At 63.8% G+C, this 24,312-nt stretch carries 24 protein-coding genes; 10 read left to right on the forward strand and 14 right to left on the reverse strand.

Annotation, left to right across the window (positions count from 1 at the left end; translation table 11 throughout):
* Positions 1-10 precede the first annotated feature (10 nt).
* The gene (locus tag JAB8_RS05000; protein WP_070288737.1) at positions 11-1,234 is read right to left on the reverse strand and encodes an MFS transporter; all 1,224 of its coding nucleotides are present in this window, start codon (positions 1,232-1,234) and stop codon (positions 11-13) included.
* 86 nt (positions 1,235-1,320) lie between these two features.
* Here JAB8_RS05000 and JAB8_RS05005 point away from each other — a divergent pair, with 86 nt between their 5' ends.
* The gene (locus JAB8_RS05005; RefSeq protein ID WP_254679453.1) at positions 1,321-2,241 is read left to right on the forward strand and encodes a LysR family transcriptional regulator; all 921 of its coding nucleotides are present in this window, start codon (positions 1,321-1,323) and stop codon (positions 2,239-2,241) included.
* Between the two features lie 64 nt (positions 2,242-2,305).
* Positions 2,306-2,839, forward strand: a complete 534-nt coding sequence (locus JAB8_RS05010; RefSeq protein WP_070224084.1) for a DUF4256 domain-containing protein — start codon at positions 2,306-2,308, stop codon at positions 2,837-2,839.
* 11 nt (positions 2,840-2,850) lie between these two features.
* Here the strand turns inward: JAB8_RS05010 and JAB8_RS05015 are convergent, their stop codons facing one another.
* Together JAB8_RS05015 and JAB8_RS05020 are read right to left on the reverse strand one after the other, a co-directional pair.
* A complete protein-coding gene (locus tag JAB8_RS05015; protein WP_070288739.1) occupies positions 2,851-5,007 on the reverse strand; it encodes an EAL domain-containing protein in 2,157 nt (718 codons plus the stop codon).
* Positions 5,008-5,161: 154 nt separating this feature from the next.
* On the reverse strand, positions 5,162-6,088 hold the full coding sequence (locus JAB8_RS05020) for a LysR family transcriptional regulator (protein ID WP_070288740.1): 927 nt from the start codon (positions 6,086-6,088) through the stop codon (positions 5,162-5,164).
* A gap of 167 nt (positions 6,089-6,255) precedes the next feature.
* On the opposite strand from JAB8_RS05020, the gene JAB8_RS05025 reads away from it, so the two are divergent.
* From JAB8_RS05025 to JAB8_RS05050, 6 genes are all read left to right on the forward strand, one after another.
* Positions 6,256-6,957, forward strand: coding sequence for a pirin family protein (locus JAB8_RS05025; RefSeq protein ID WP_070288741.1), 702 nt, complete (start codon positions 6,256-6,258; stop codon positions 6,955-6,957).
* Between the two features lie 27 nt (positions 6,958-6,984).
* Positions 6,985-7,371, forward strand: coding sequence for a DoxX family protein (locus tag JAB8_RS05030; protein WP_070288742.1), 387 nt, complete (start codon positions 6,985-6,987; stop codon positions 7,369-7,371).
* A gap of 156 nt (positions 7,372-7,527) precedes the next feature.
* Positions 7,528-9,771 (forward strand): PhoX family phosphatase, encoded by a 2,244-nt coding sequence (locus JAB8_RS05035; RefSeq protein ID WP_070288743.1) that lies wholly within the window; start codon positions 7,528-7,530, stop codon positions 9,769-9,771.
* A 220-nt stretch (positions 9,772-9,991) separates the two neighbouring features.
* On the forward strand, positions 9,992-10,645 hold the full coding sequence (ribA, locus tag JAB8_RS05040; protein WP_070224093.1) for a GTP cyclohydrolase II: 654 nt from the start codon (positions 9,992-9,994) through the stop codon (positions 10,643-10,645).
* Between the two features lie 72 nt (positions 10,646-10,717).
* A complete protein-coding gene (locus JAB8_RS05045; RefSeq protein WP_070288744.1) occupies positions 10,718-12,121 on the forward strand; it encodes a serine protease in 1,404 nt (467 codons plus the stop codon).
* The gene (locus JAB8_RS05050; RefSeq protein ID WP_070288745.1) at positions 12,118-13,098 is read left to right on the forward strand and encodes an FHA domain-containing protein; all 981 of its coding nucleotides are present in this window, start codon (positions 12,118-12,120) and stop codon (positions 13,096-13,098) included. Before JAB8_RS05045 ends, JAB8_RS05050 begins: the two co-directional genes overlap by 4 nt.
* A 94-nt stretch (positions 13,099-13,192) precedes the next feature.
* Here JAB8_RS05050 and JAB8_RS05055 read toward each other — a convergent pair whose 3' ends face one another.
* Positions 13,193-13,849, reverse strand: coding sequence for a CCXG family PEP-CTERM protein (locus JAB8_RS05055; RefSeq protein WP_070288815.1), 657 nt, complete (start codon positions 13,847-13,849; stop codon positions 13,193-13,195).
* A gap of 515 nt (positions 13,850-14,364) precedes the next feature.
* On the opposite strand from JAB8_RS05055, the gene JAB8_RS05060 reads away from it, so the two are divergent.
* Complete coding sequence (locus tag JAB8_RS05060) at positions 14,365-14,703, forward strand: MmcQ/YjbR family DNA-binding protein (protein WP_046683867.1); 339 nt, start codon at positions 14,365-14,367, stop codon at positions 14,701-14,703.
* A gap of 173 nt (positions 14,704-14,876) precedes the next feature.
* On the opposite strand, the gene JAB8_RS05065 is transcribed toward JAB8_RS05060, so the two are convergent.
* Positions 14,877-15,497 carry a TetR/AcrR family transcriptional regulator gene (locus JAB8_RS05065; RefSeq protein WP_070224096.1) on the reverse strand — a complete coding sequence of 207 codons (621 nt, stop codon included), beginning with the start codon at positions 15,495-15,497 and terminating at the stop codon, positions 14,877-14,879.
* Positions 15,498-15,587: 90 nt separating this feature from the next.
* Between JAB8_RS05065 and JAB8_RS05070 the strand changes: the two genes are divergently transcribed.
* Entirely contained in the window at positions 15,588-16,802 is a 1,215-nt protein-coding gene (locus tag JAB8_RS05070; protein WP_070288746.1) for an MFS transporter, read from the forward strand.
* Positions 16,803-16,812: 10 nt separating this feature from the next.
* Here the strand turns inward: JAB8_RS05070 and JAB8_RS05075 are convergent, their stop codons facing one another.
* Genes JAB8_RS05075 through JAB8_RS05115 form a run of 9 tightly spaced genes read right to left on the reverse strand, consistent with a single transcriptional unit; the run spans position 16,813 to position 24,298 of the window.
* Entirely contained in the window at positions 16,813-17,115 is a 303-nt protein-coding gene (locus JAB8_RS05075) for a hypothetical protein (protein ID WP_070288747.1), read from the reverse strand.
* Positions 17,116-17,172: 57 nt separating this feature from the next.
* The gene (locus JAB8_RS05080) at positions 17,173-18,336 is read right to left on the reverse strand and encodes a PQQ-dependent sugar dehydrogenase (RefSeq protein ID WP_070288748.1); all 1,164 of its coding nucleotides are present in this window, start codon (positions 18,334-18,336) and stop codon (positions 17,173-17,175) included.
* Between the two features lie 37 nt (positions 18,337-18,373).
* Positions 18,374-18,874, reverse strand: a complete 501-nt coding sequence (gene ispF, locus JAB8_RS05085; RefSeq protein WP_070288749.1) for a 2-C-methyl-D-erythritol 2,4-cyclodiphosphate synthase — start codon at positions 18,872-18,874, stop codon at positions 18,374-18,376.
* 16 nt (positions 18,875-18,890) lie between these two features.
* On the reverse strand, positions 18,891-19,604 hold the full coding sequence (gene ispD, locus JAB8_RS05090) for a 2-C-methyl-D-erythritol 4-phosphate cytidylyltransferase (RefSeq protein WP_070288750.1): 714 nt from the start codon (positions 19,602-19,604) through the stop codon (positions 18,891-18,893).
* Between the two features lie 12 nt (positions 19,605-19,616).
* A complete protein-coding gene (locus tag JAB8_RS05095) occupies positions 19,617-20,312 on the reverse strand; it encodes a hypothetical protein (protein ID WP_070288751.1) in 696 nt (231 codons plus the stop codon).
* A gap of 8 nt (positions 20,313-20,320) precedes the next feature.
* On the reverse strand, positions 20,321-20,893 hold the full coding sequence (locus JAB8_RS05100; RefSeq protein ID WP_070288752.1) for an NUDIX hydrolase: 573 nt from the start codon (positions 20,891-20,893) through the stop codon (positions 20,321-20,323).
* 59 nt (positions 20,894-20,952) lie between these two features.
* The gene (locus JAB8_RS05105; RefSeq protein WP_070288753.1) at positions 20,953-21,276 is read right to left on the reverse strand and encodes a DUF2818 family protein; all 324 of its coding nucleotides are present in this window, start codon (positions 21,274-21,276) and stop codon (positions 20,953-20,955) included.
* A 3-nt stretch (positions 21,277-21,279) separates the two neighbouring features.
* On the reverse strand, positions 21,280-22,782 hold the full coding sequence (gene nuoN, locus JAB8_RS05110) for an NADH-quinone oxidoreductase subunit NuoN (RefSeq protein WP_070288754.1): 1,503 nt from the start codon (positions 22,780-22,782) through the stop codon (positions 21,280-21,282).
* 16 nt (positions 22,783-22,798) lie between these two features.
* A complete protein-coding gene (locus tag JAB8_RS05115; RefSeq protein WP_070288755.1) occupies positions 22,799-24,298 on the reverse strand; it encodes an NADH-quinone oxidoreductase subunit M in 1,500 nt (499 codons plus the stop codon).
* Positions 24,299-24,312: the final 14 nt, after the last annotated feature.

Genomic DNA, 24,312 nt, shown 5'->3' on the forward strand with positions numbered 1-24,312 from the left:
CGGACCGCGCTCAGTGCGCGGCCGCCCCCGCCACGTGGGAGGCAAGGTTCCTGCGCGCCAGCCACGCCAGCGGCAACAGGGCCAGCAGCGCTGCGGCCACCCCGGCCCATGGCGACGACGCCATCAGCTGGCGCGACACCATCAGCGCGCCGAGCATGGAACCGAAGGAAATGCCGAGGTTGAACGCGGAAATGTTCAGGCCGGAAGCGAAATCGACGGCTTGCGGCGTGTAGCGCTCGGCCGTGGCCAGCATGCCCGCCTGCAGGGCCGGAGACAGGCCGAAGGCGAACACGCCCCAGACGAACAGCATCACCGTCATCAGCCACTGGGACGTGATGGCCAGCGCCACGCCCACTTGCGTCACGGCCAGCAACAGCAGCATCGATCGCAGCGCTTTTTGCCAGCCCAGGTGGCTGGTCAGGTAGCCGCCCGCCAGGTTGCCGGCAAAGGTGGCGATACCGAACACGATCAGCAGGGCGCTGGCCATGGTGGCGGAAAAGCCCGTCACATCCGTCAGGATGGGCGTAATGAACGTGAACGCGGCAAAGCTGCTGCCGAAGCCGAAGGTGGTGACCGCCATCATCGTCAGGATCGGACCGCTGCCGAGCGCCGCCAGTTGCGTCATGGCATTGCCGCCCTTACCCTGCTGCAAACCGGCCGGCAGCCAGCGCGCCATGGCGGCCAAACCCAGCGCGGCCAGGACCACCACGGCAAAGAAGGGCAAGCGCCAGCCCATCAGGTTGCCGAGGAAGCCGCCGAACGGCACGCCGATCACCATGGCCAGCGTCAATCCCGCAAACATCACGGAAATCGCCCTGCCCGCCTGCGCCTTGTTCACCAGGCTGGCGGCCACGGTGGCGCCGATGGCAAAGAAGGTGCCGTGCGCCACGGCCGTGATGACCCGTCCCGCCAGCAGCAATTCAAACGTGTGGGAAAAAGCAGCCAGCAAATTACCGGCCAGGAACACGCTCATCAGCCCCAGCAAGGCCGCTTTGCGCGGCAGGCGCGACATCAATAACACGAGCAGCGGCGTGCCGATGGCCAGCGCCAGCGCGTACAGGCTCACCAGCGAGCCGGCCGATTCGATGGAAATGTGCAAATCCTTCGCAATGGCGGGCAAGATGCCGACGACGATGAATTCGGTGACGCCGATGGCAAAGGCGCCGACGGCCAGCGCCAGCACGCCGGGCGGCATGGTGCTGGCTGAAGGGGAAACAGGGTGTGCGGTGGTCATGATGGCTCCAACAAATAGTTCAAGCGGGCCAGTGTATCGAGATAAATACTTTTGATATAGACTCTAATAATGGAAACACCTGTGAAATGGATTCAATAATGGCCAGGCAAGACATCAACCGCGCGTTCGAGATGGCCGTGTTCGTGGCCGTGGTGGAAACGGGCGCCTTTTCCGCCGCCGCGCGCCGCCTGGCCCTGACGCCGTCGGCCGTCAGCAAGCTCGTCAATCGCCTGGAAGCGCGGCTCGGCGCCCGTTTGCTCCAGCGCAGCACACGCCAGCTGCATACGACGCCCGAGGGCGACGCCTTCTTCGTGCAGTGCAAGCGCATCCTCGACGATATCGATGGCGCCGAGCGCGAAGCATCGCAGGGCGCCGCGCCGCGCGGACGCTTGCGCATCAACTGTTTCGTGCCGTTCGGCGTGCGCCACCTGCTGCCCATCCTGCCCGAGTTCGCGCAGCGCTATCCCGACATCGTGCTCGACGTCGTCGTCAGCGACGCCATCGTCGACCTGCTGGAAGACCGCACCGACATCGCCATCCGCACGGGCACGCTGAAGGCATCGAACCTGGTGGCGCGCAAACTCGGCGAAGACACGATGGTCGTGGTGGCCTCGCCCGCCTACGCGGCCCGGCACGGCCTGCCGCGCACGCCGCAGGAATTATCCGAACACAATTTATTGGCCTTCAACTTCCGCTGCCAGAACGAAACGTGGCCCTTCCTCGACGGGAGCGGTGGCACCTTGCAGGTGGCGCCGCAGGGCAATACCTGCGTCAGCGATGGCGAAAGCATGCGCCAGCTGGTGCTGGCGGGCATGGGCCTGGGACGCTTTTCGCGCCAGCACGTGCAGCACGACATTGAGCAAGGCCGACTCATGCCAGTGCTGCAGGACTACAATCCGGGCGACAAGGAACTCGTGCACGCCGTCTTCGTGGGACCGGGCCTGCAAGTGCCGGCCAGGGTGCGCGTGATGCTCGACTATCTGCTGGAAAAAGTGCAGCTGGGATGAGCGCTGCCCGCCGGCATCGCGTCTTATAATCGGCCATATCGCTGAACTTCCAGGGAGCCGCGCCATGCATGATGACTTGATCCGCACCTTGCAAACCCGCTTCAGCCGGCACATGCACCGCCATCCGGGATGGACGTGGGACAAGGTGCTGGCGCGCTTGAACGCCGCTCCCGCCAGCCTGGTGGCATTGCAGAAAATGGAAGACACGGGCGGCGAACCGGACGTCATCGGGCACGCCGGCGAGACGGATGCCGTCACGTTTTGCGATTGCTCAACAGAAAGCCCGATCGGCCGGCGCAGCCTGTGTTTCGACGCGGCGGCCCTGGCTGCGCGCAAGGCCAACAAGCCGGCCGGCAGCGCGCTCGCCATGGCGCAGGCGATGGGCATCGCCTTGCTGACGCAGGCGCAGTACCGGCAGTTGCAAGAGCTGGAACCGTTCGACCGCAAGACCTCGAGCTGGATCGCCACGCCGGACAGCATCCGGGCATTGGGCGGCGCCCTGTTTGGCGACCGCCGCTATGACCAGGTCTTCGTCTATCACAACGGCGCCGAATCGTATTATGCGAGCCGGGGCTTTCGCGGACTGCTGCGCGTCTGAGCGACGCCGGTTCAGACCGCCTCTTCCAGGCGCAATTGCCGGCCTTCATCGAGCATCAGCTCGAATTCGGCCGCCGGCACGGCCGGGCTGAACAGATAGCCTTGCAGCTGGTCGCAACCGAGTTCGCGCAGGAAGCGCATCTGTTCGGCCGTTTCCACTCCTTCGGCGACGATTTCCTGGCGCAGCTGCTGCGCCATGGTGACGATGGCGCGGGCGATGGCGCAATCGTTTTCCTCGAAGGGCAAGCCGATGACGAAGGAGCGGTCGATTTTCAATGTGCTGATGGGGAATTTCTTCAGGTAGGCGAGGCTGGAATAGCCGGTGCCGAAGTCGTCCAGCGCCAGCGCCAGTCCCATGGCCACCAGCTGGTTCATGATGCCGATGACCTTGTCGGCGCCGCGCATCAGCAGGCTTTCCGTGATTTCCAGCATGATCTGGTCGGGCCGCACCTGGTAGCGCTCGAGTACGGCCGCTATGCGCGCCGGCAACTGTTCATCGAACTGGCGCGCCGACAGGTTGACGGCAATGGCCGGCATGTGCAGGCCACGGTCTTCCCAGCTGCGGATCTGGCGGCACGCCTCGTCCAGCACCCAGGTGCCCAGCTCCAGAATCAGACTGGTTTCCTCGGCGACGGGGATGAAAACGCCGGGCGAAACCATGCCGCGCATCGGATGCTTCCAGCGCAGCAAGGCTTCCGCGCCCACGATGCGTCCGCTGGCCAGGCTCACTTTCGGCTGGTAATGCAATTCCAGCTCCTTGTCGCCGAGCGCCAGCCGCATTTCGCTTTCCAGGCGCAGATGCTCCTTAGCCCTGCGGTTCATGTCTTCGCGGTAGAACAGGAAGGTCGATTCGATGGTCTGCCCCGCCTTGGCCACGGCCACGTCGGCAAAGCGGAACAGGGCCGGCGCTTCCAGGCCGTCTTCCGGATACACGGTGATGCCGATGCTGGCGCCCACGTGCAGCGCGTGCGCGTCGATATTGATCGGCGCCTCCAGCAGGTTGAGCAGCTTTTGCGCCACGTTGGCCGCGTGTTCGCGCTTTTCGATGTGCAGCAGGGCCACGACGAATTTGCTGTTGTCGACCCGCGCCAGGATGTCGGCGTCGCGCAAGGCGCCGCGGAACAGCTGGCCGATGGCGATCACCAGCTGGTCGCCCACTTCATGGCCCAGGGTGTCGCTGATGGAACCGATGCGGCTGATGTCGATGACCATCAGCGCGCCATGCGTGCCCTGGCGCTTCGCTTCGGCCAGACCCTGGTCGACCAGCTGGTTCAGCAGGCAGCGGTTGGGCAAGCCCGTCAGGCTGTCGTAGTTGGCCATGCGCTGCATGCGCGCTTCGGCATCCTTGTGCACCGAGATATCGGAAAACAGGGAAAACACGTGGCTGATTTCGCCGAATTCGTCGCGCACGACGCTGATGGTGACGTCTTGCGGGAACAGTTCGCCATTCTTGCGCTTGCCGATGATTTCGCCGCGCCAGGAACCGTGGCCGCGCATGGCGGCGCGCACCTTGGCGCGGAAATCCGGGTCGTGCACGCCCGAGCGCAGCAAGTCCGGCGTGCGGCCGATGGCTTCGGCCGGCGAATAGCCGGTGATGCGGGAAAACGAGCTGTTGATCGAGACGATGCGCTCTTCCGCATCCGTGATCAGCACGGCTTGCTCGCTGTCTTCGATGATGCGGGCGTGCAACCGGACCTTGTCCACGTCGGACAGCGGCTCGCTCATGGCCGACAGGCGCACGGCCATGCCGCAGCCCTTGCCCGCCTGGTCGTGGATCACATGGCGGTGCATGCGCAGCCATGTCACCATGCCAGACTTCTTGCGCCGGCGCACATCGGTGGCCACGTCGCCCTGCGTGAAATGCAGTTCCAGCACGCTCGCTTCCGCGTCGTCTTCCGGATACAAAAACAGGATGTGCTGGCCCAGTGCTTCCAGTTCAGAATAGCCGAACATCTGTTCGGCACCATGGTTCCAGCCGATCAAAAAGCCGTCGGGATCGATTTCCAGCAAGGCGTCAGGGGGCGCCACGCGCACCACGGGCCGGCTGGCGCCGCGCAGCCGCTCCAGCTCTTCCTCCAGCCGCGCCAGGGTGGCGGCCTGCTGCGGGCCCGCCTGTTCACGGGCATCCTGGGCCAGGCGCAGGCACAGCGCGACCTTCGCCTCAAGCATGGCAACCCCACTCTTGGACCAGGTCAGGGGAAGGGATCAGGGGCGCTGCGGTGTGTGTAATCATCAAAATCCCACTGTGGGGCGTGGAGGTCGGGCGGGAAATACTGTGAATATGGTAACTTAAAAGTGTTGGCGTATGTCAACATTTTAAGGCCTACGCCGAATGGCCCGGCAGATGCTGCGCCAGGCGGGCAAACACATCGGGTTCGCGCATGCGCGCCATCCACCAGCGCAGCGCGGCGCCATCCTCGCCCACTCTCCAGGCCAGGTAAAACGTTTCCGACGGTTTCGGCTCTTCCACGGCCTTTTCCACCAGCAAGCCACGCGCAATGGCGGCGCGCGCGCACGGCCCCGGCAGGAAGCCAAAGCCCAGCCCCAGCACCTGGTAATCGAACTTGACCTGCATGTTCGGCACGCTCAAGGCATCTTGCCCCAGCAGCAGCCCCACCGTGCGCGGCGCCATCTGGCGCGCCGAATCGGCCACCACCACGGCCCGGTGCTGCTGCAAATGGCCGCGCGACAAGGGTTCGGCCACCCGCGCCAGCGGATGCGTGGGCGCCACGGTAAAGACGAAGTCGAGCATGCCGATCGGCTGCGCGATATAGCCGCCGCCCGCCGGCCCGTCGCCTGGCGCGCCCACCAGCAAATCGGCGCGCCGGTCCAGCAACGCTTCCCAGGTGCCCGACAAGGTGTCTTGCGACAGGCGCAAGCGCGTCTGCTGCGCCACGTCGTAAAAGGCGCGCACGTCGTCGGCCAGGGCCACGGCGGAAAACATGGAATCGATGCCGATGGATAATTCCGTTTCCCAGCCGGACGCCACCCTGCGCACGCGGTGCTCGAGGTCCTGTGCCGCCTTCAGCAAATACCTGCCCTCTTTCAGCAATTCCTGGCCGGCCGCCGTCAGCATGACTTTCGGGCCATTGCGCTGGAACACCTGCACGCCCAGGTCGTCCTCGAGCTTGGCCACCGTATAGGAAATGGTGGACGGGACTTTATGCAACTCCTTGCCGGCCGACGAGAACGATCCACGGCGGTCGATGGCATCGACGATTTGCAGCGCTTCCAGGCTCAGTCTTAACATTCGATTTTTTCGATCATAGGTCGCAAGATTTTCCGTTTTTCTTTCTCTTCTGAGGCGCCTATACTTTGTTCATCGTACAGCGAAGGGCAGAAAAGAACCCAAGGCATAGCGCCAGGCAACGGTCCTTCGAAATTATCGCACATTAACCTTTAGAAACGGAGTCCACCATGTTACAGATTCGTCATAGCGAAGAACGCGGCGCCGCCAACCACGGCTGGCTCAATTCCCACCACAGCTTTTCCTTCGGCAGCTACCACGATCCGCTGCACATGGGCTTTGGTCCCCTGCTGGTGATCAATGAAGACCGGGTCACGCCAGGCCAGGGTTTCGGCACGCACGGCCACCGCGACATGGAAATCATTTCGTATGTGCTCGACGGCGCGCTCGAACACAAGGACAGCATGGGCACCGGTTCCGTGCTGCACTACGGCGATGTGCAGCGCATGAGCGCCGGCAGCGGCGTGCGCCACAGCGAGTTCAACCACTCGGCGACGGATGGCTTGCACTTCCTGCAGATCTGGATCCAGCCGAACGTGACGGGCATTCCCCCCAGCTATGAAGAGAAACACTTCACGCCGGAAAGCAAACGGGGCAAGCTGCGCTTGATCGCCTCGTCCGACGGCCGCCAGGGTTCCGTGCTGATCCACCAGGATGCGGCCATCTACGCCAGCATCCTGCAGGAAGGCGAGCAAGCCGAACATGCGCTGGAAGAAGGCCGCCTCGCCTATGTGCACCTGATCCGCGGCAGCCTGGTCGTCAACGGCACGCCCTTGAAAGCGGGCGACGCGCTGAAATTGACGCAGGAAGCGGCCGTGATCATCACGCAAGCAGAGGACGCAGAGTTTCTGGTCTTCGATTTACCGAAATAATTGATAAATACAAAGAAAGAGAAAATCATGGAAAACAGAACCAACGTATTGCTGCCCCTCGGCCGTGCCGCCCTTGGCGTGCTGTTCTTTGTCTCGGGCTTGCTGAAAATCGGCGGCTTTGCCGGTGTGGCCGGCTACATGGCCAGCCAGGGTTTGCCGATCGCCAATATCTTGCTGGTGGGCGTGATCGCCCTGGAAGTGGGCGGCGGCCTGCTGCTGATCACGGGGTGGCAGGCGCGCTGGGCGGCGCTGGCCCTGGCGCTGTTCCTGATTCCGACCACCGTGATCTTCCACGCCTTCTGGAGCGCCGATGCGGCCCACTTCCAGGACCAGCTGACGAACTTCCTGAAGAACCTGTCCATCTTCGGCGGCATGCTCTTGCTGGTGGAGCGCGGCTTTCGCCAGACCAAGTGAGGCCAAGGCTGCCTGACCGGACGGGCCCGTCATCGACGCGTCCCGTCCGGCCGGCAGCCTGTCACCGTTTTGTCATTAAGCTGACATGGCGCTGTCACATTCGACAACTATCATGCGGTTGCCTTTAAATCACGCAACCACAGGACATCGCAGCCCATGAACAAGCCCAACGATCTGGCCATCCGCGCCACCGATCTGAACGACATTGACAGCAACGCGTCCCACGACAACCATTTCAACAGCATCCTGAACGCCCGCCTGAGCCGCCGCAACTGGCTGCGCGGCAGCGCCGTCACGGCCGCTACCGCCGTCATGGGTTCGATGGGTCTGTCCGCCTGTGGCGGCGGCAGCGATGCGGCGGCCGTCACACCGACGCCAACGCCGACACCCGAAAAACTGCTGGCCTTCACGGCCGTGCCTAAAAGCCTGGCCGACGTCGTGTCGGTGCCGGCCGGCTACACGGCCACCGCGCTGTATGCGTTGGGCGACTCGCTGCGCGCGGCCACGCCAGCCTACAAGAATGACGGCAGCGATACCGATTTCGACAACCGCGCCGGCGACCACCACGACGGCATGGAATACTACGGCCTGTCCGCCGCCGGCGCGCCGCTGGCCTCCGGCGCCGAACGGGGCTTGCTGGCGATGAACCACGAAGCGACCACGGACGAAAAACTGTCCTCGCACTTCCTGCACCTGAATGGCGGCACCACCACGCTGCCGCGCCCCGCCGCCGAAGTCGACAAGGAAGTGGCCGTCCACGGCTTGAGCGTGGTGGAAGTCAAGAAGACGGGCAGCACCTGGGCCACCGTCAACGATTCCGCCTTCAACCGCCGCGTCACGCCGTTGACGGACATCGAGCTTGCCGGCCCCGTGCGCGGCAACGCCCTCGTGGTGACCAAGTATTCGCCGACCGGCACCAAGACGCGCGGCACCATCAACAACTGCGGCACGGGCAAGTCGCCATGGGGCAGCTACCTCTCCGGCGAAGAAAACTGGGCCGGCTACTTCACGCGCTCGGCCACCGACAACGCGGCGCGCGGCGACAAGTCCGTGGTGTCGCTGAACCGCTATGGCCGCAGCCAGGGCGGCGCCTCGCGCCACGGCTGGGAAACGGGCGGCAGCGACGACAAATACGCGCGCTGGAACCTGAGCAAGACCGGCGCATCAGCCGACGGCAGCGACGATTACCGCAATGAGCTCAACGGCATGGGCTACATCGTCGAAATGGACCCGTACGACAAGACCAAGGCGATCCGCAAGCGCACGGCGCTGGGCCGCTACGCGCACGAAAGCGCCGCCTTCAGCGTGCCGACCGTGGGCCAGCAGCTGGCCGTCTACATGGGCGACGATTCGCGCAACGAATACATCTACAAATTCGTCACGACGGCCGTCTGGGCCGCCGCGGATGCGACGCCTGCGGACCGTATCGCCACCGGCGACAAATACCTCGATTCGGGCAAGCTGTACGTGGCCAAGCTGGCCGCCGACGGCACGGGCCAGTGGATCGAGCTGTCCCTGTCGAACGCGCAGATCCAGGCGTACGGCGCCTACAAGTTCGCCGACCTGGCCGACGTGCTGGTCAATGCCCGCCTGGCGGCCGACGCCGTGGGCGCGACGAAGATGGACCGTCCGGAATGGTGCTCGGTCAACCCGGCCAATGGCGAAATCTATTACACGCTGACCAACAACTCGAACCGCACCGTCAATCCGAGCGGCTCGTCGCAGCTGGCGCCCGACAGCGCCAACCCGCGCGCCTACACGGACATGAAGGGCAGCAGCGCGCAGAACGGCAATCCGAACGGCCACATCATCCGCTTCAAGGAAGGCACGGGCGCGGCCGCGGCCACCAGCTTTACGTGGGATGTCTACCTGTTTGGCGCCGAGAGCGGCGCCGACGCCAGCAAGATCAACCTGTCGAACCTGACGGCCGACCAGGATTTCTCGAGCCCGGACGGCCTGGCCTTCAGCCCCTACACGGGCATCTGCTGGATCCAGACGGACGATGGCGCGTACACGGATGTGACCAACTGCATGATGCTCGCGGCCATCCCCGGCAAGGTGGGCGACGGCGCCAAGTCCACCCTGAACTACGCCACGGCGGCCGGCGGCAACCTGGCCGTCGATACCTTCATCGGCAAGAAACCCACGGCCGACACGCTCAAACGCTTCCTGGTGGGGCCGGTCGGCTCGGAAATCACGGGCATCAGCGAAACGCCGGACGGCAAGACCATGTTCATCAATATCCAGCATCCGGGCGAAAACACCGCGCTGGCCAACATCGGCGATCCGTCCAAATACACGAGCCAGTGGCCGGCCAACGCCGGTTACGGCGCCGGCAAGCGTCCCCGCTCGGCCACCATCGTGATCACCAAGAACGACGGCGGCCGCATCGGCAGTTGATGTGACGTGCCTGGCGGCGGCATCCGCCAGGCATAGCCAGACATCGACCTTGTAAAAGGAGGAAGTGCCCCTAAGTAAGGTTCATCACCAGACATTGCAACGACCGAATGGCAACCGGGGAAAACGTTTCCCTGCTTTTTGGTATGATGGCAAGGCGCGCCGGCACCGGAGTGGTGTCGCGCGCCTTTTATTTTTGACAATTACTTATATGAGCACAACCATGCAAAGCGGCGCAGACCTCCTGGCGACAGGCGAATTGGATTACACGACTTCCTGCGCACTGCCGACGCCGTGGGCCCAGTTCACCCTGCACGCCTTTGTCGAACACGCCACGGGCAAGGAACACCTGGCCATGGTGCTGGGCGATATCGGCAACGGCGAACCGGTGCTGGCGCGCGTGCATTCCGAGTGCCTGACGGGCGACGTGCTGTTTTCGCAGCGCTGCGACTGCGGCGCCCAGCTCGAAGGCGCCTTGAAACGCATCGCCGAGGAAGGCCGCGGCATCTTGCTGTACCTGCGCCAGGAAGGGCGCGGCATTGGCCTGATCAATAAAATCCGCGCCTACCGCCTGCAAGAAGCAGGCGCCGACACGGTGCAGGCGAATGAACAGCTGGGCTTCAAGGCCGACGCGCGCAACTACACCTTGTGCAAACCCATGTTTGCGCAATTCGGCATCCACAGCCTGCGTTTGATGACGAACAACCCGCGCAAGATCGCGGCCATGGAAGCGCTGGGCATCACGGTGGCCGAACGGGTGCCGCTGCTGGTCAACCGCAATGCGTTCAACCAGCACTACCTGAATACCAAGCAAAGCAAACTGGGCCACATGATGACGCCGGAAACGGCGCCGGCGCTGGAAGACGGCGCCCTGTAATTGCCAACCGGCTAGCCGCGCCGGCGCGGCAGCGCGCCCCCCGTTTCGCTCCTGCTCACGCACAAAGGATGCATGAAATTCTCTGACTACGCCTGCTTGCTGGCCAGCCTGTGCGCTGGCGCAGGCGCCCACGCGGCCCCGGCCCCGGCCCCGGCGCCGGCACCAGCCGCGGCCACCGCCGCTTCGACTCCCCCCGCCAAGCCGCCGCCAGCCACCGCCGCGCCTGCCGCCACCGAACATGCGGCCCTGCCGCCGCCCTCGTCGGCCGCGCAAAAACTGTACACGGCCGCGCGCGCCGACATTTTGCAAGTGCGCGTGCTGCTGAAAAACGGCCGCACGCAGTCGTCCGTCGGTTCGGGCTTTTTGATCGGCACGGGCGACCTGGTGGTGAGCAACTATCACGTCGTGTCGCAATTCGCCCTCGACCCGGACACCTATGTGGGCGAATGGGTCGACACGAGCGGCCAGCGGGGCAATGTGGAATTGCTGGCCGTCGACGTGCTGCACGACCTGGCGGTGCTGCGCGTGAACCGCCACGGCACGGGCTTTTTCAAGATGCCGGAAGCGCTGGCACCGCTGACGCAGGGCCAGTACCTGTATTCGATGGGCAACCCGCTGGACCTGGGTTTCGCCATTTCGGAAGGTTCGTACAACGGCGTCGTCACGCGCAGCTTCTACGACCAGCTGATGTTTACGGGACCGATCAATTCCGGCATGAGCGGCGGCCCCAGCGTCACCGCGAATGGCGACGTCGCGGGCGTGAACGTGTCGAAACGCCTCGACGGCGAACTCGTCAGTTTTCTCGTGCCGGCCCGCTATGCCCAGCAATTGCTGGCCAAGGTGGCGCAGCAAGGCAAGCCGCCGAAAGACTTCAAGCCGCTGGTGACGGCGCAACTGCTGGCGCACCAGGACGTCATGCTGGCGCGCCTGCTCGACACGCCGTTGAGCCTGAAAGCCATGGGCCCGTATCGCGTGCCCGTGCGCGAGTCCGACCAGATGCGCTGCTGGGGGCGCTCCAACGTCAAGTCCGACAAGCCTTATTTGCTCGACAACACCAGTTGCGCCATGGAGTCGGCCATCTTCATTTCCGGCGCCCTGCAGACGGGGCAGGTGTCGATGCGCCACGAATTCTTGCGCAGCAGCGAACTGGGCCCGCTGCGATTTTCCGAGCTGGCCAGCGCCTCGTTCAAGAATGAAAGTTTCGGCAGTTACAAGAGCGCGCACCTGACAGGCCCCCATTGCACCGAACAGTTCGTCAAGAACAAGACCCTGCCCCTGCGCGCCGTGCTGTGCGTGCGCGCCTACCGCAAGTTTACGGGCCTGTACGACTTTGCCCTGCTGGCCGCCAGCACCGATGAGCCACTGATGAGCCTGCAAAGCCGCATCGACGCGCGCGGCGTGTCCTACGCCAACGGCATGCGCGTCACGCGCACCTTCCTCGAAGCGCTGTCGCGGGAAAGCAGCCGCAAGCCATGAAGCCGCCCTATTACCTTGAAATCCTCGCCGAGAATGGCGAAGTGCAGCGGCGCCAGCGGATGGAGTCCCTGCCGATCCGCATCGGCCGCGGCTATGACAACGACTTCATCCTCGACGATCCGCATACGGCGGCCGAGCACGCCATTGTCGAGGACGATGGCGCAGGCGGCCTGCTGCTGCGCGACCTGGGCAGCCATAACGGCGTGATCCACCGGGGACAGCGTCAAGCGCAAGTGGCCCTGAACGGCAACAGCATCGTGCGCCTGGGCCACACGCGCCTGCGCGTGCGCGCCAGCGACCATCCGGTGGCGCCCGAACTGGGCGACACGACCAGGCATGACTGGGAAGGCTTGCGCCCGGCCGTCGCCGGCCTGGCCATGATCGGCGCTTCGGCCGCCTTCAGCAACTGGCTCAGCGATGCAGACGCCTTCGATCCGATTTCCTACCTGATGATCATCGCCACCGCGCTGGCCGGCGGCCTCGTGTGGTCGTCGATCTGGGCCGTGGCGAACCGTCTGTTCGGCCATGTGGCGCGCTTCGGCCGCCACCTGTTCATCATCGGTTGCGGCTTGCTGGCCATGGAAGTGTGGGAACTGGGCAGCAAGGTGGCGGCGTATGCGTTCTCGCTGGAAGCGCTGACGCGCTACGGACGGCATGTGTTCATCGTCATCGTCTGCGCCATGATCTACTACCATCTGTGCACGATCAAGCCCCAGCATCCGCGCCGCTTCGGCCTCGTCGCCGTCGTGCTGGCCATCCTTGGCTCGACCCTGATTTTGCTGAGCAACCTGCAGATCAGCGGCCGCCTGGCCGACGAGGCGTACATGGCGGCGCTCTACCCGCCGGCCTTGCGCCTGAGCCCGGATCACACGACGGATGCCTTCTTCCGCGACGCGGCCAGCCTGCAGCGCGCCGTCGACGCCGAACGGGGCAAGGCGGCCAAGGGCGCCGACGAAGACGAAGACAGCGGCGATTGACGATGCAAGCGCCGCCATGCAAAAAGCCCGCCGTGTCCTGACAGACCGGCGGGCTTTTTTTAAGTGCGCCGCGAGGCGCGCAGCGTATCGCTGTTTAGAACTTGGCTTCCTGCTTGCGGCGCGCCGTAAAGCCCAGCAAGCCCAGGCCGACCAGCAGCATGGCGTAGGTGGTTGGCTCAGGGACGGCCGAGATCAAGCCATCGTTGGCGCCGAAGCTGACGAAATTGCTGTTGCCCGCCTTGAACTGCGCTTGCTGGCCGCCATCGCAGCAACCTTCCAGGCCGTAGATGCTCAGGGTATGGTTACCGGCCGACAAGGCGCTCGAACCGCTGAGGAACTGGCTGCCATTGTTGTAGTTGCCTGCCCACCACATGTCATTGCTCTTGAAGTCCAGCGCCACGCCGTCGAGGAACAGGGCGCCGCCCTTGCCGAAGTCGACGCCGCTGCGGAAGCTCCAGGCGCCCGCATCGGCCGCGCTGACGCCAAAGTTGATGACGGATTTGAAGGCGATGTTCGAGCCGCTGCCGAACAGGCCGCTGTTGTTGACGTTATCGTAGCTGGCAATCGTCGTCGAGCCATAGCCGGCGCCTGGCGTGGCCACGGCGGCGTTCACGGCGGATTCATAGGCGGCGGCGGAGCTTTGCGCGCCAGCGTTCGAATAGCCGGTGGACACGGTGATGGTGCTGGCGTTCGCGTGGGCAAACGCACCGACGGCGATCAGGGACAGGGCGATTTTAGGCAAGTTTTTCATGATGGTATCCAGTAAGTAAGTATTCAGTGGGCGCAGCAAGGGGCACTGGAGCTGAATACACGCTGCATTGAGGCGTGTCGGCATAGCGCCAGGAATTGCAAGGATGAGCGGTCGGGGGCGTGAACTTCCGCGTGACAGTGCGGACTTGCGGCGTGCCATGGCGGCACTGCAAGCGTCCTGGAAAGGGTTCGGGTTCCCGGGACAAGGCCAGACAATTGACGGATCAGGTAAGACGATGGAGCTATTCTAGCGTAAATTCCCCAGAAGAAAAGTATTTTTCTTTTGACCATGAAAGATATTTTTCTGGCAATCACCTGCCCAGCGGCAGAAAAGCGCCAGCTTCCACTCTGGCGCGACGGCCATCTGCGGCGCGCGGCATGTCGCGGCGGCACCACAGATCAGGCCGTCAGTGTCGCATCGCGCGCATTTCTTTTCGCATGCCGCTGCACCACGGGGCGAAACAGCATGGCAAAATGTAGTCACGCTGCTATCTGTCCGATGAGGGGGAAAGAGGAATGGTCGACCTGGAAGAACTACGCTATCTGGCACTGTCGTTTCCCGACACGAGCGAGGAAGAACACCACGACCGTCCAGCCTTCCGCGTGGGCGGGAAGATCTTTGCCACCCTGCCCGATGACGAGCACATCAACGTGCTGCTCGATGCGGAAGCGGCGCATATCGCCACCGTCATCACGCCATCGGGCTGCGAGAAACTCTGGTGGGGCGAACGCCTGGCCGGCATCACGGTATGCCTGGCGGACGCGGAGCTGGACATGCTGGCCGCCGCCCTGACGGCCGCCTGGCGGCGCAAGGCACCGAGCGACCTGGCCAAAACCATCGCCCCGACGGGCTAAGTAACCCCCAATAAATTATTGTAATTTCTGACTGCCATAATCGGCGCTCTGCAAGGTGGCCGACGAGGCTTGCTCACTGCTAGCAGTGCCCGCACTGCGTCGCAGCGAGCGCCTTGCATAGCATCCGGTTCTGTTCGTCATAAATTCACACTAATTTCCCGAGGATTACTTAGCTACATCGGCCAATTGCGCAGCAGCAAGCCCACCATTTGCTGCAATTGCTCGCGCGAGACGCCGGCCGCCGCCTGGATGGCCATGCCCTGCGACAAGGTCACGACAAAGCGCGCCTGCTGCTCCGGGCAGGAATCGGGCGGCAGATCCCCCTCCTCCTTGGCGCGCCGCAAGCGGTCGCGCAACTTGATTTCGCCGCGCAGCCGGCGCGCGAACAATTCATCGCGGATCGGCAAGGCGTCGTCGCTGCAGGCCAGCGCCGCATTGACGCCCATGCAGCCGTGCGGGCCGTCCGGCATGGTTTGCGCGTCGACATACTGCGTCAGCAGGGCTTCCACCACCTGGCGCGCCGTCGGCTGTTCCAGTGCCGCATCGAAAAACCGCATGCGCGTGTCGCTGTAGCGCTCGAGCGCCTTGTGGAACAATTGCTCCTTGTTGCCGAAGACGGCATACAGGCTGGGCCGGTTCATGCCCATGGCCTTCGTCAATTCCGGCAGGGAACTGCCCTCATAGCCCTTTTCCCAGAACACTTTCATGGCGCAATCGAGCGCCTCGTCCGCGTCAAACGTGCGTGGCCGTCCCGTTTTCGCCTTGACGACTTCCTCTTTTTTATCTTGTTTCATACCGTTCGGTAAAAAATTATTGACAACACTGTCTGCCTGCCCTGATTATATACCGACCGGTTAAAAACCTCCCGGCTTTTCAGGAACCCTATGCACACACCTTCCAACACCTCTGCCGACGATACCACCGTGGCGCCGTGGCTGGCCGTCTTATCGGTCGGCATCGGCGCCTTCGCCCTCGTCACCTCCGAATTCCTGCCCGTCGGCCTGCTGCCCGCGATGGCCGCCGAACTGGCCATCAGCAAGGGCCAGGCGGGGCTGATGATCACCACGCCCGGCATCGTTGCCGCGTTCGCCGCCATCTTCGTCACCGTCGGCTCGGGCCGGCTGGACCGCCGCATCGTGCTGCTGGCGCTCACCGCCCTGCTCGTCGTCTCGAACCTGCTGGTGGCGCTGGCGCCCTCGTATGCGTGGATACTGCTGGGCCGCGCCATGCTGGGCGTGGGCGTGGGCGGTTTCTGGGCCATCGGCAGCGCCATCGGACCGCGCCTGGTGGCGCCGCAACATGCGTCGCGCGCCATGTCCATCATCTTCGCCGGCGTTTCGCTGGGCACGGTGGCGGGCGTGCCGGCCGGCGCGCTGGTGGGCGAGCTGGTGGGCTGGCGCGTGGCTTTCGGCGCGGCCAGCGCCATTGCCGTGCTGGTCTTCATCGGCCAGCTCTTGCTGCTGCCCAGGCTGCCGCCGACGCAGGCCATCCGCCTGCGCCAGTTGCCGATGATTTTCGGCATCGGCAAGGCCAGGCTGGGCCTGATCGCCACGGCCATGCTCTTCACGGGCCAGTTCGCCGCTTACACGTATATCGCGCCCTTCCTCACGCAGATCTCGCACCTGGCGGCCGGCACGGTCAGCGCCATGCTGCTCGTCTACGGCGCTTCCGGCTTCATCGGCAACCTCGTGGGGGGCTGGGGCGCCGGGCGCTACGAACGGGCCGCGCTGATGGTCACGGGCGCCGTGCTGGGCCTGTCCACCCTGGCCCTGGCCGCGTTCGGCAGCCATTCCGTGACGGCCATGATGCTGGTGGCCGTCTGGGGCTTCGGTTTCGGCGCCATGCCGATCGCCGTGCAGACGTGGATGTTCAAGGCGGCGCCCCATTTGATGGAAGGCAGCAGCGCGCTGTTCGTTGCGATCGTGCAAGTATCGCTGGCGTCGGGCGCCTTGCTCGGCGGCATGGCCGTCGACCGGCTGGGCGTGTCGAGCGCGATGGTGGTGGGCGGCCTGTTCGCCCTCGGCTGCGCCTTGACGATCGCGCTGTTCGGCAAGCCGCAGGCCGCCGCCAAGGCCGGCGCGGCGTGCCCAGCGTCGTAGGGCCGTGGCTTCAGATGCGGCCGCGACGGAATTCGCCGAGGAATTTCGTCACTTCGGACGGCGTCATGGGCACGTCCGCATCGCCGTGATAGGCATACAGGAAGGGCGTGCCGCCCAGGCGGTCCGTCAGCTTGGCAAAGAGTAAAAAGCGGCTGCCCAGCGGATAGCGCTGCAGGTCAACCAGGCGGCGCGAGCACTGCACGGCCAGTTCGGGAGAGAAGGCCTGGCCCGGCACGGGGCGGATTTCCACGCGGCCATGAATCGCGCGCGATTCGACGGCAACATGCCGGTATGCATAAGTATCACGGGCCATGCCGCCACCTTGAATGAAATAAAGGCGCCATCTTAAGCGAAGATGGCGCCTGGCGTATTACCGCGGCACGATGCGCAGCAGTCGGCCATTGTCTTCGTCCGTCAGCGCATACAGGTAGCCATCCGGTCCCTGGCGCACGTCGCGCACGCGCGCGCCGATGTCCAGGCGGTCCTGGCCCGTCACCTTGCCGTTCGCATCGACGGCGATGCGGCGGATATCCTTGGCCGCCAGGCCGCCGCTGAAGATGCTGCCGCGCCAGGCGGCGATCTTGTCGCCCGTATAGACGGCCAGCCCCGACGGGGCCGGCGACGGCACCCAGGCCACGCTCGGATTGAGCATGCCGGGCACCTCATGCTTGCCGACGGGTTCATGCGTCTTGTAGTCGGCGCCGTAGCTTTGCAGGGGCCAGCCATAGTTGCCGCCCGCCACCACCAGGTTCAGCTCGTCGCCGCCATACGGACCGTGTTCCGTGGCCCACACGCGGCCGGAAACAGGGTCGAGTGCCAGGCCCTGCACGTTGCGGTGGCCGTACGACCAGATTTCCGGCAAGGCCCCCTTGGCGGCCAGCGGATTGCCGGGCGCCGGTTTACCGTCTTGCGTCAGGCGCAGGATGGAGCCCTGGTGCGTGGCGAGGTTTTGCGCCTGCTCGCGCGCCAGGCGGTCACCGATGCGCAGCGGCGGATTGCCGCCATCGGCCACGCTCATGAGCAAAGTGCCGTCCGGCAGCCACAGCAGGCGCGAACCGAAATGCTGGCCGCCGCTCTTGTCGGTCGCCACCTTGAACAGGGTCTCGATGCCCGTCACCTTCTTGCCGTCGAACACGCCGCGCACCAGGGTCGTGCGGTTGGCGTCATTCGTGCCTGTGGACACCGTCATGTAGACGCGCGGGTTCGGCTTGCCCGCATCCTGCGGATGCAGCACGATATCGAGCAAGCCGCCCTGCCCGCCCGTAAACACCGTGGGCATGCCTTCCAGCGCCACGTCCTCGAATGTCTTGCCAGTGAGCAGATGCAAGGTCCCCTGCTTGCTGGTGACGAGCGCGCGGCCCTCGCCCAGCCAGGCGATGCCCCACGGCTGGCGCACGCCCTGCGCGACGGTCTCGGCCTTCCAACCCTGTCTGGCGGCGGGCGGCTCGCCCGTGGCTTGCAGTTCGGCCCAGGCCGCTGGCGCGGCAGTCAATGCCAGTGCAAGCGCGATACCGGTACGGCGTAACTGGAACATGGCGACTCCTGTCGTTAATCGATCAATAGTTGGCGTCTCAGGCGCGCAGCAGCAGGGCCACGGCTTCTGCCGCGATGCCCTCTTCCCGCCCCAGGTAGCCCAGTTTTTCATTCGTCTTGGCCTTGATATTGACCTGGCCCACGGTCACACCCAGGTCTTCGGCCACGTTGGCGCACATGGCGGCGATATGCGGCGCCATTTTCGGACGCTGGGCGATGATGGTGGCGTCGATATTGCCGATGATATAACCGGTCGCTTGCACGCGGCGCACGGCTTCGCGCAGCAGGGTGCGCGAATCGGCGCCCTTGAATTGCGCGTCCGTGTCGGGGAAGTGGCGGCCGATGTCGCCCAGCGCGGCGGCGCCGAAGATGGCGTCCGTAATCGCGTGCAGCAGCACGTCCGCGTCGGAGTGGCCGAGCAAACCGAGGTGATGGGGAATTTTCACGCCGCCGATGATCAGGTCGCGGTGATCCACCAGCGCGTGGCAGTCATAGCCCTGGCCGATACGAAATGGGAGGTCGGGAGTCGTTGTGTGCATGCAGGTCTTTCTGGAGTCAAGAATGGGCCAAATACAGCTCGGCCGTGTGTATGTCGCGCGGCAAGGTCACCTTCAGGTTGCGCGGGTGGCCCTCGACCAGTTTCGGCGCCAGGCCCAGCGCTTCGACGGCGCTGGCGTCGTCCGTGATCGCCAGCGGATCGGGCGCCTCGGATAGTGCCCGGTGCAGCAAGGCGTAGCTGAACATTTGCGGCGTCTGCGCCAGCCAAAGATGATCGCGCGGCACCGTCTGCGCCGACACATGGGCGAGGCCGGCCCGCTTGACGGTATCGACCACGGGCAAGGCCAGCAAGCCGCCGGCCGGGTGGTCGCCCACTTCCATGATCAGCTTTTCGATCAGCGCCGGCGTCAGGCCGGGCCGGGCCGCGTCGTGCACCAGCACCTGGTCATGGGCATCGATGCTGCCGTGCACGGCGTGCAAGCCATTCAGGATGCTGTCCATGCGCGTGGCGCCGCCGCAGCGCAGCACGGTGACGCCATGCCCCGCGCCCTGCTCCGGCACGACGGCGTCGATCTGGCCATCCTCGGCGCTGACGACGACATAGGTGTGCGCGATCAGGGGGCTGGCGAGAAAGGCGTCGAGCGCGTGGCGCAGCATGGGCTTGCCGGCGATGGCCAAATATTGCTTGGGACTGCCCGCTTCCATGCGCGCACCCACGCCGGCGGCGGGGATCAGGGCAAAATAACGGACGGTGTTCGATGCTGCGGTCATGCCATTCCTTGTCTAGTTGGCGGGCGCTGTCTTGCCCGACAGGATGTTCTGGATTTCGCCCTTGCACGCCTTGCCCAGGCGCGCATATTCTTGCGGCGAATCGATGGCGGCCTGCAAGGTTTCCACCTTGCGCATTTCCGCCTTGATATACGGCAACCAGCCCGTGTCGATTTCGCGCGCCAGCGCCGCCTTGGCCGTGCCGCTGGGCGCGTACAGGGGCCGCGCCTCGAAGCGTCTGGCCAGCGCGGCGCGCACGGTCTTTTCCACGCGCGGCAAGTGTTCCATATAGGTTTTCATGTGCCGCAGCTCGTGCGCGAGTATCTCATCATACGCGCACGTGCCGGGGGCAAACTCGCGGCCGATATAGATCACCACGGGCGCATATGTCAGGCTCACGGTAATCTGCGGCGCCACGCATTCATAGCCGCTGGCCGGGTCTTGCAGCATGGGACCGGCCAGCGCGATGGCCACGCGCGAATCCGTCTTCGTCAAGCCCAGCACCCAGGTGTTCGCGCGCGCCGTGCCCTTCATCACCGTCAGGGCCTTGTACGGCAGATGCGTATCGATGCTGTAGCCGTTCTGCTGCGCCGTCAGCACGGACACGGTCTTGCTGATCGTGTCTTCGCAGCGCACCTGGAACGGCGTGCGCGCCTGCGCCTGCGCACCCCAGGTGACACAGGCCAGCAGCAGAAAAAGCGCCGTGCGCATGTGCGGAATCAGGCCGCTTGCCAGGCGCCGCTGGTAATCTTGTCGAGCCAGAAGATGCCGATGACGGTCTTCACGTCCGTGATGGTGCCATCCCTGACCCAGCCGAGCAGCTGCGGCACGGTGGCCGTAAACGTTTCCAGGAATTCGCCCTCGTCGAGCTGGCGTTCGCCGGCCACGAGTCCGCGCGCCAGAAACAGTTCCAGGTGTTCGTCGGAATAGGCGATGGCGTTGTGGATGGTGGACACGAATTGCCAGTCGCTGGCCGTGTAGCCCGTCTCTTCCAGCAATTCGCGCTGGGCGCAGGCCAGGTGCGACTCGCCCGCATCGATTTTACCAGCAGGAAATTCGATGAAGACCCGGTCCAGCGGATAGCGGTACTGGCGTTCCATCAGCACCGTGCCGTCGTCGAGCAGCGGCAGGATGACGACGGCGCCCGGATGCAGCACGAATTCGCGCGCCGTAATCTTGCCGTCCGGCAGTGCAACACGGTCGCGCTGCACGCGCAGGAAGCCGCCCTGGTAGACGAGCTCGCCGTCGACCTTAGTTTCAATCAATTGCGTATCAGTGGCTTGGGTATCCATACATTTCCTTATGTTCAATAAAAAACGGCGCCAGAGGCGCCGCTTTCGGAGGATGGTGCCTAGCGGCGTTTACGCAGATAACGAGTCACGAAACCTGGGAAAGCCAGCACCAGGAACAGGCATCCCGTGATGGCATAGAACTCCCACGTCTGCGGGAAACCGTTGCCGATGCGCGCTTCGAGGGCGAACGCCACGGCGCCGACGATGAAGTACAGAATCACCATCTCCAGCAGGCGCAGCGCCAGTGGCTTGCGCCAGCCCTGCTCCGCTTGCGCCGCCTTTTTCAGCGGCACGGCGGCAAACAGTTTCTCGTTCAGGAAAGGCAGGTTGGCGCCCAGGATGCCCAGGGCGATCACCAGCCAGCTCGAGGCGGTGACATCCATCGGTCAGGACGCCAGGGTCTTGGTGATGGCGGTCGCGCAGGCAGCCAGGATGCTGTTAGGCATCACACCGAGGGCCAGAACGAACACGCCGTTCAGTGCCAGCACGACGCGCATGTCGCCATGCACGACCAGCGCATTGCTGTCGGTCGGCTCGTCGAACCACATCATTTTCACGACGCGCAGGTAGTAGAAGGCGCCGATCAGCGAGAACAGCACGGCGGCGATGGTCAGCCACAGCTGGCCCGTCGCCAATACCGAAGCGAGCACCGAGTACTTGGCCATGAAGCCCATCAGCGGCGGCACGCCGGCCAGCGAGAACATGAACAGGGTCATCACCAGCGCGAAGATCGGGCTGCGTTTGCCCAGGCCCTTGAAGTCGGCCAGTTCTTCAGCTTCGAAACCGTTACGTGCCAACAACATGATCACGCCAAAGGTACCCAGGGTGGTAAACACGTAGGTGATGACGTAATACATCGAAGCGCCGTAGGCGGTGGCTGCGCCAGCCGCGTTCAGCGTGTTGTTCGGCGCGTCGACGGTACCGGACAGCAAGCCCAGCAGGACGAAGCCCATTTGCGCGATGGTCGAGTACGCCAGCATGCGCTTCAAATTGGTTTGCGCGATGGCGGTGAAGTTACCGATGGCCAGCGACATCACGGCCAGCACCAGCAGCATTTGCTGCCAGTCATGTGCCATCGGCAGCAAGCCTTCGGCCAGCAAGCGCAGGGTGATGGCGAAGGCGGCCAGTTTCGGCGCCGCGCCCAGCAGCAGGGTCACGGCCGTCGGCGAACCTTGATACACGTCAGGCACCCACATGTGGAATGGCACGACGCCCAGTTTGAAGGCCAGGCCAGCAACGAGGAACACCAGGCCGAAGACCATGATGGTGCCGTTGGTCTTGCCGTTTTCCAGCGCTACGCGCACTTCGTTCAAATCCAGCGTGCCGGACGCGCCGTACAGCATCGAGATACCGTACAACATGAAACCGGAAGCCAGTGCGCCCAGGATGAAGTATTTCATGGCCGCTTCCGTGGCCTTGGCATTGTCACGGCGCAGAGCGATCAGCGCGTACAGCGACAGCGACATCAGTTCCAGACCCAGGTAGATGATCAGGAAGTTGTTGGCCGAGATCATGATCATCTGGCCCAGCAGTGCAAACAGGGCCAGCACGTAGAACTCGCCGCCCAGGTTGCCCGACAGCATGCTGCGGTCGGTGGCATAGGCACGCGAGTAGATCAGGGTCAGCGCCACGGCGCCGTACGAGAACAGTTTCAGCAGCTGCGACATCGGGTCCGACACGAACATATTGTGGAACGTGTAGACGGTGGTGCCCGCGTTGAAGTCGCCCACGGTCAGCAAGGCGCAGCCGGCCAGGGTCAGCAAGGACAGCGCATAGGTGATCGAACGCTTCGCCGCAGGCAAGAACATATCGATCAGCAAGAGCGCCGACGTGGCGATCAGCAGAAAGATTTCCGCGTACAGCGGTACCAGATTAGGTGCATTAGTCATGTTATCGGTCTTCTATTTAAGGCAACTTGCTGATGGCGACATGCTGCAGCAGGTCGGCAACCGAAGTTTGCATCGTGTCGGTGAACGGGGCTGGGTACAGACCCATCACGAGCACGGCGATGGCCAGCACAGCAAGCATGAAGAATTCACGTTTGTTGATATCGGTCAGTTCGGCCACATGCTTGTTCTTGATCTTGCCGAACACCACGCGCTTGGCCATCCACAGCGAGTACGCCGCGCCCCAGATCAATGCCGTCGCAGCCAGCAAGCCGATCCAGAAGTTGTATTGCACCGCGCCCAGGATCACCATGAACTCGCCGACGAAGCCGGACGTCGCTGGCAGACCGCAGTTGGCCATCGAGAACAGCACGAAGAAGGCGGCAAATTTCGGCATGCGGTTCACGACGCCGCCGTAGTCGGCGATGTTGCGGGTATGCATGCGGTCATACAGTACGCCGATGCACAGGAACATCGCGCCGGAGATGAAGCCGTGCGAGACCATCTGCACGATACCGCCCTGCACCGAAATGTCGTTGAACATGAAGAAGCCCAGGGTGACGAAGCCCATGTGCGCGATCGACGAATAGGCGACCAGTTTTTTCATGTCGGTCTGCACCAGGGCAACCAGACCGATGTAGATGACGGCGATCAGCGACAAGGCGATCATGAAGCCCGACAGGTAGTGGCTGGCGTCCGGCGTGATCGGCAGCGAAAAACGCAGGAAGCCGTAGGCACCCAGTTTCAGCATGATGGCGGCCAGCACGGCGGAACCGCCCGTCGGCGCTTCCACGTGGACGTCCGGCAACCACGTGTGGACCGGGAACATCGGCACTTTCACGGCAAACGCCATCAGGAACGCCAGGAAGATGAAGATCTGCTCGTTCATCGACAGCTTGAACGCATGCCAGGCCAGGATGTCGAAGGTGCCCGACACATTGCGCAGGTAGATGATGGCAACCAGGGTCAGCAGCGAACCGAAGAAGGTGTACAGGAAGAACTTGAACGACGCGTACACGCGGTTCGAACCGCCCCAGATACCGATGATGATGAACATCGGGATTAGGGTTGCTTCAAAGAAGAAGTAGAACAGCAAGCCGTCCAGCGCGCAGAACACGCCGATCATCAGGCCCGACAGGATCAAAAACGAGCCCATGTACTGGGCGATGCGCTTCTCGATCACTTGCCAAGCCGAAATGACGACGATGACCGTGATGAAGGCCGTCAGCGGCACGAACCACAGCGACAGGCCGTCGATACCCAGCGAGTACCAGATATTGAAGGTTGCTATCCACGGCGCTTTTTCGACGAATTGCATGCCGTGCGCGGCGTTGTCGAAATGCTGGATCAGCGGCAAGGTGCACAGCATGCTGAGCACGGCGCCAGCCAGCGACAGCCAGCGGGTAAAGCCCGCTTTGCTGTCACGGCCAAGAGCCAGGATCAGGACGCCGCAAATGATCGGCACCCAGATCGACAGACTCAGGTAAGGAGGTAGTGTAGAAATCGTAGACTGCATCATGGTTCTCAGTATTC

The sequence above is a fragment of the Janthinobacterium sp. HH106 genome, assembly GCF_001758725.1.
Lineage (GTDB): Bacteria > Pseudomonadota > Gammaproteobacteria > Burkholderiales > Burkholderiaceae_D > Janthinobacterium.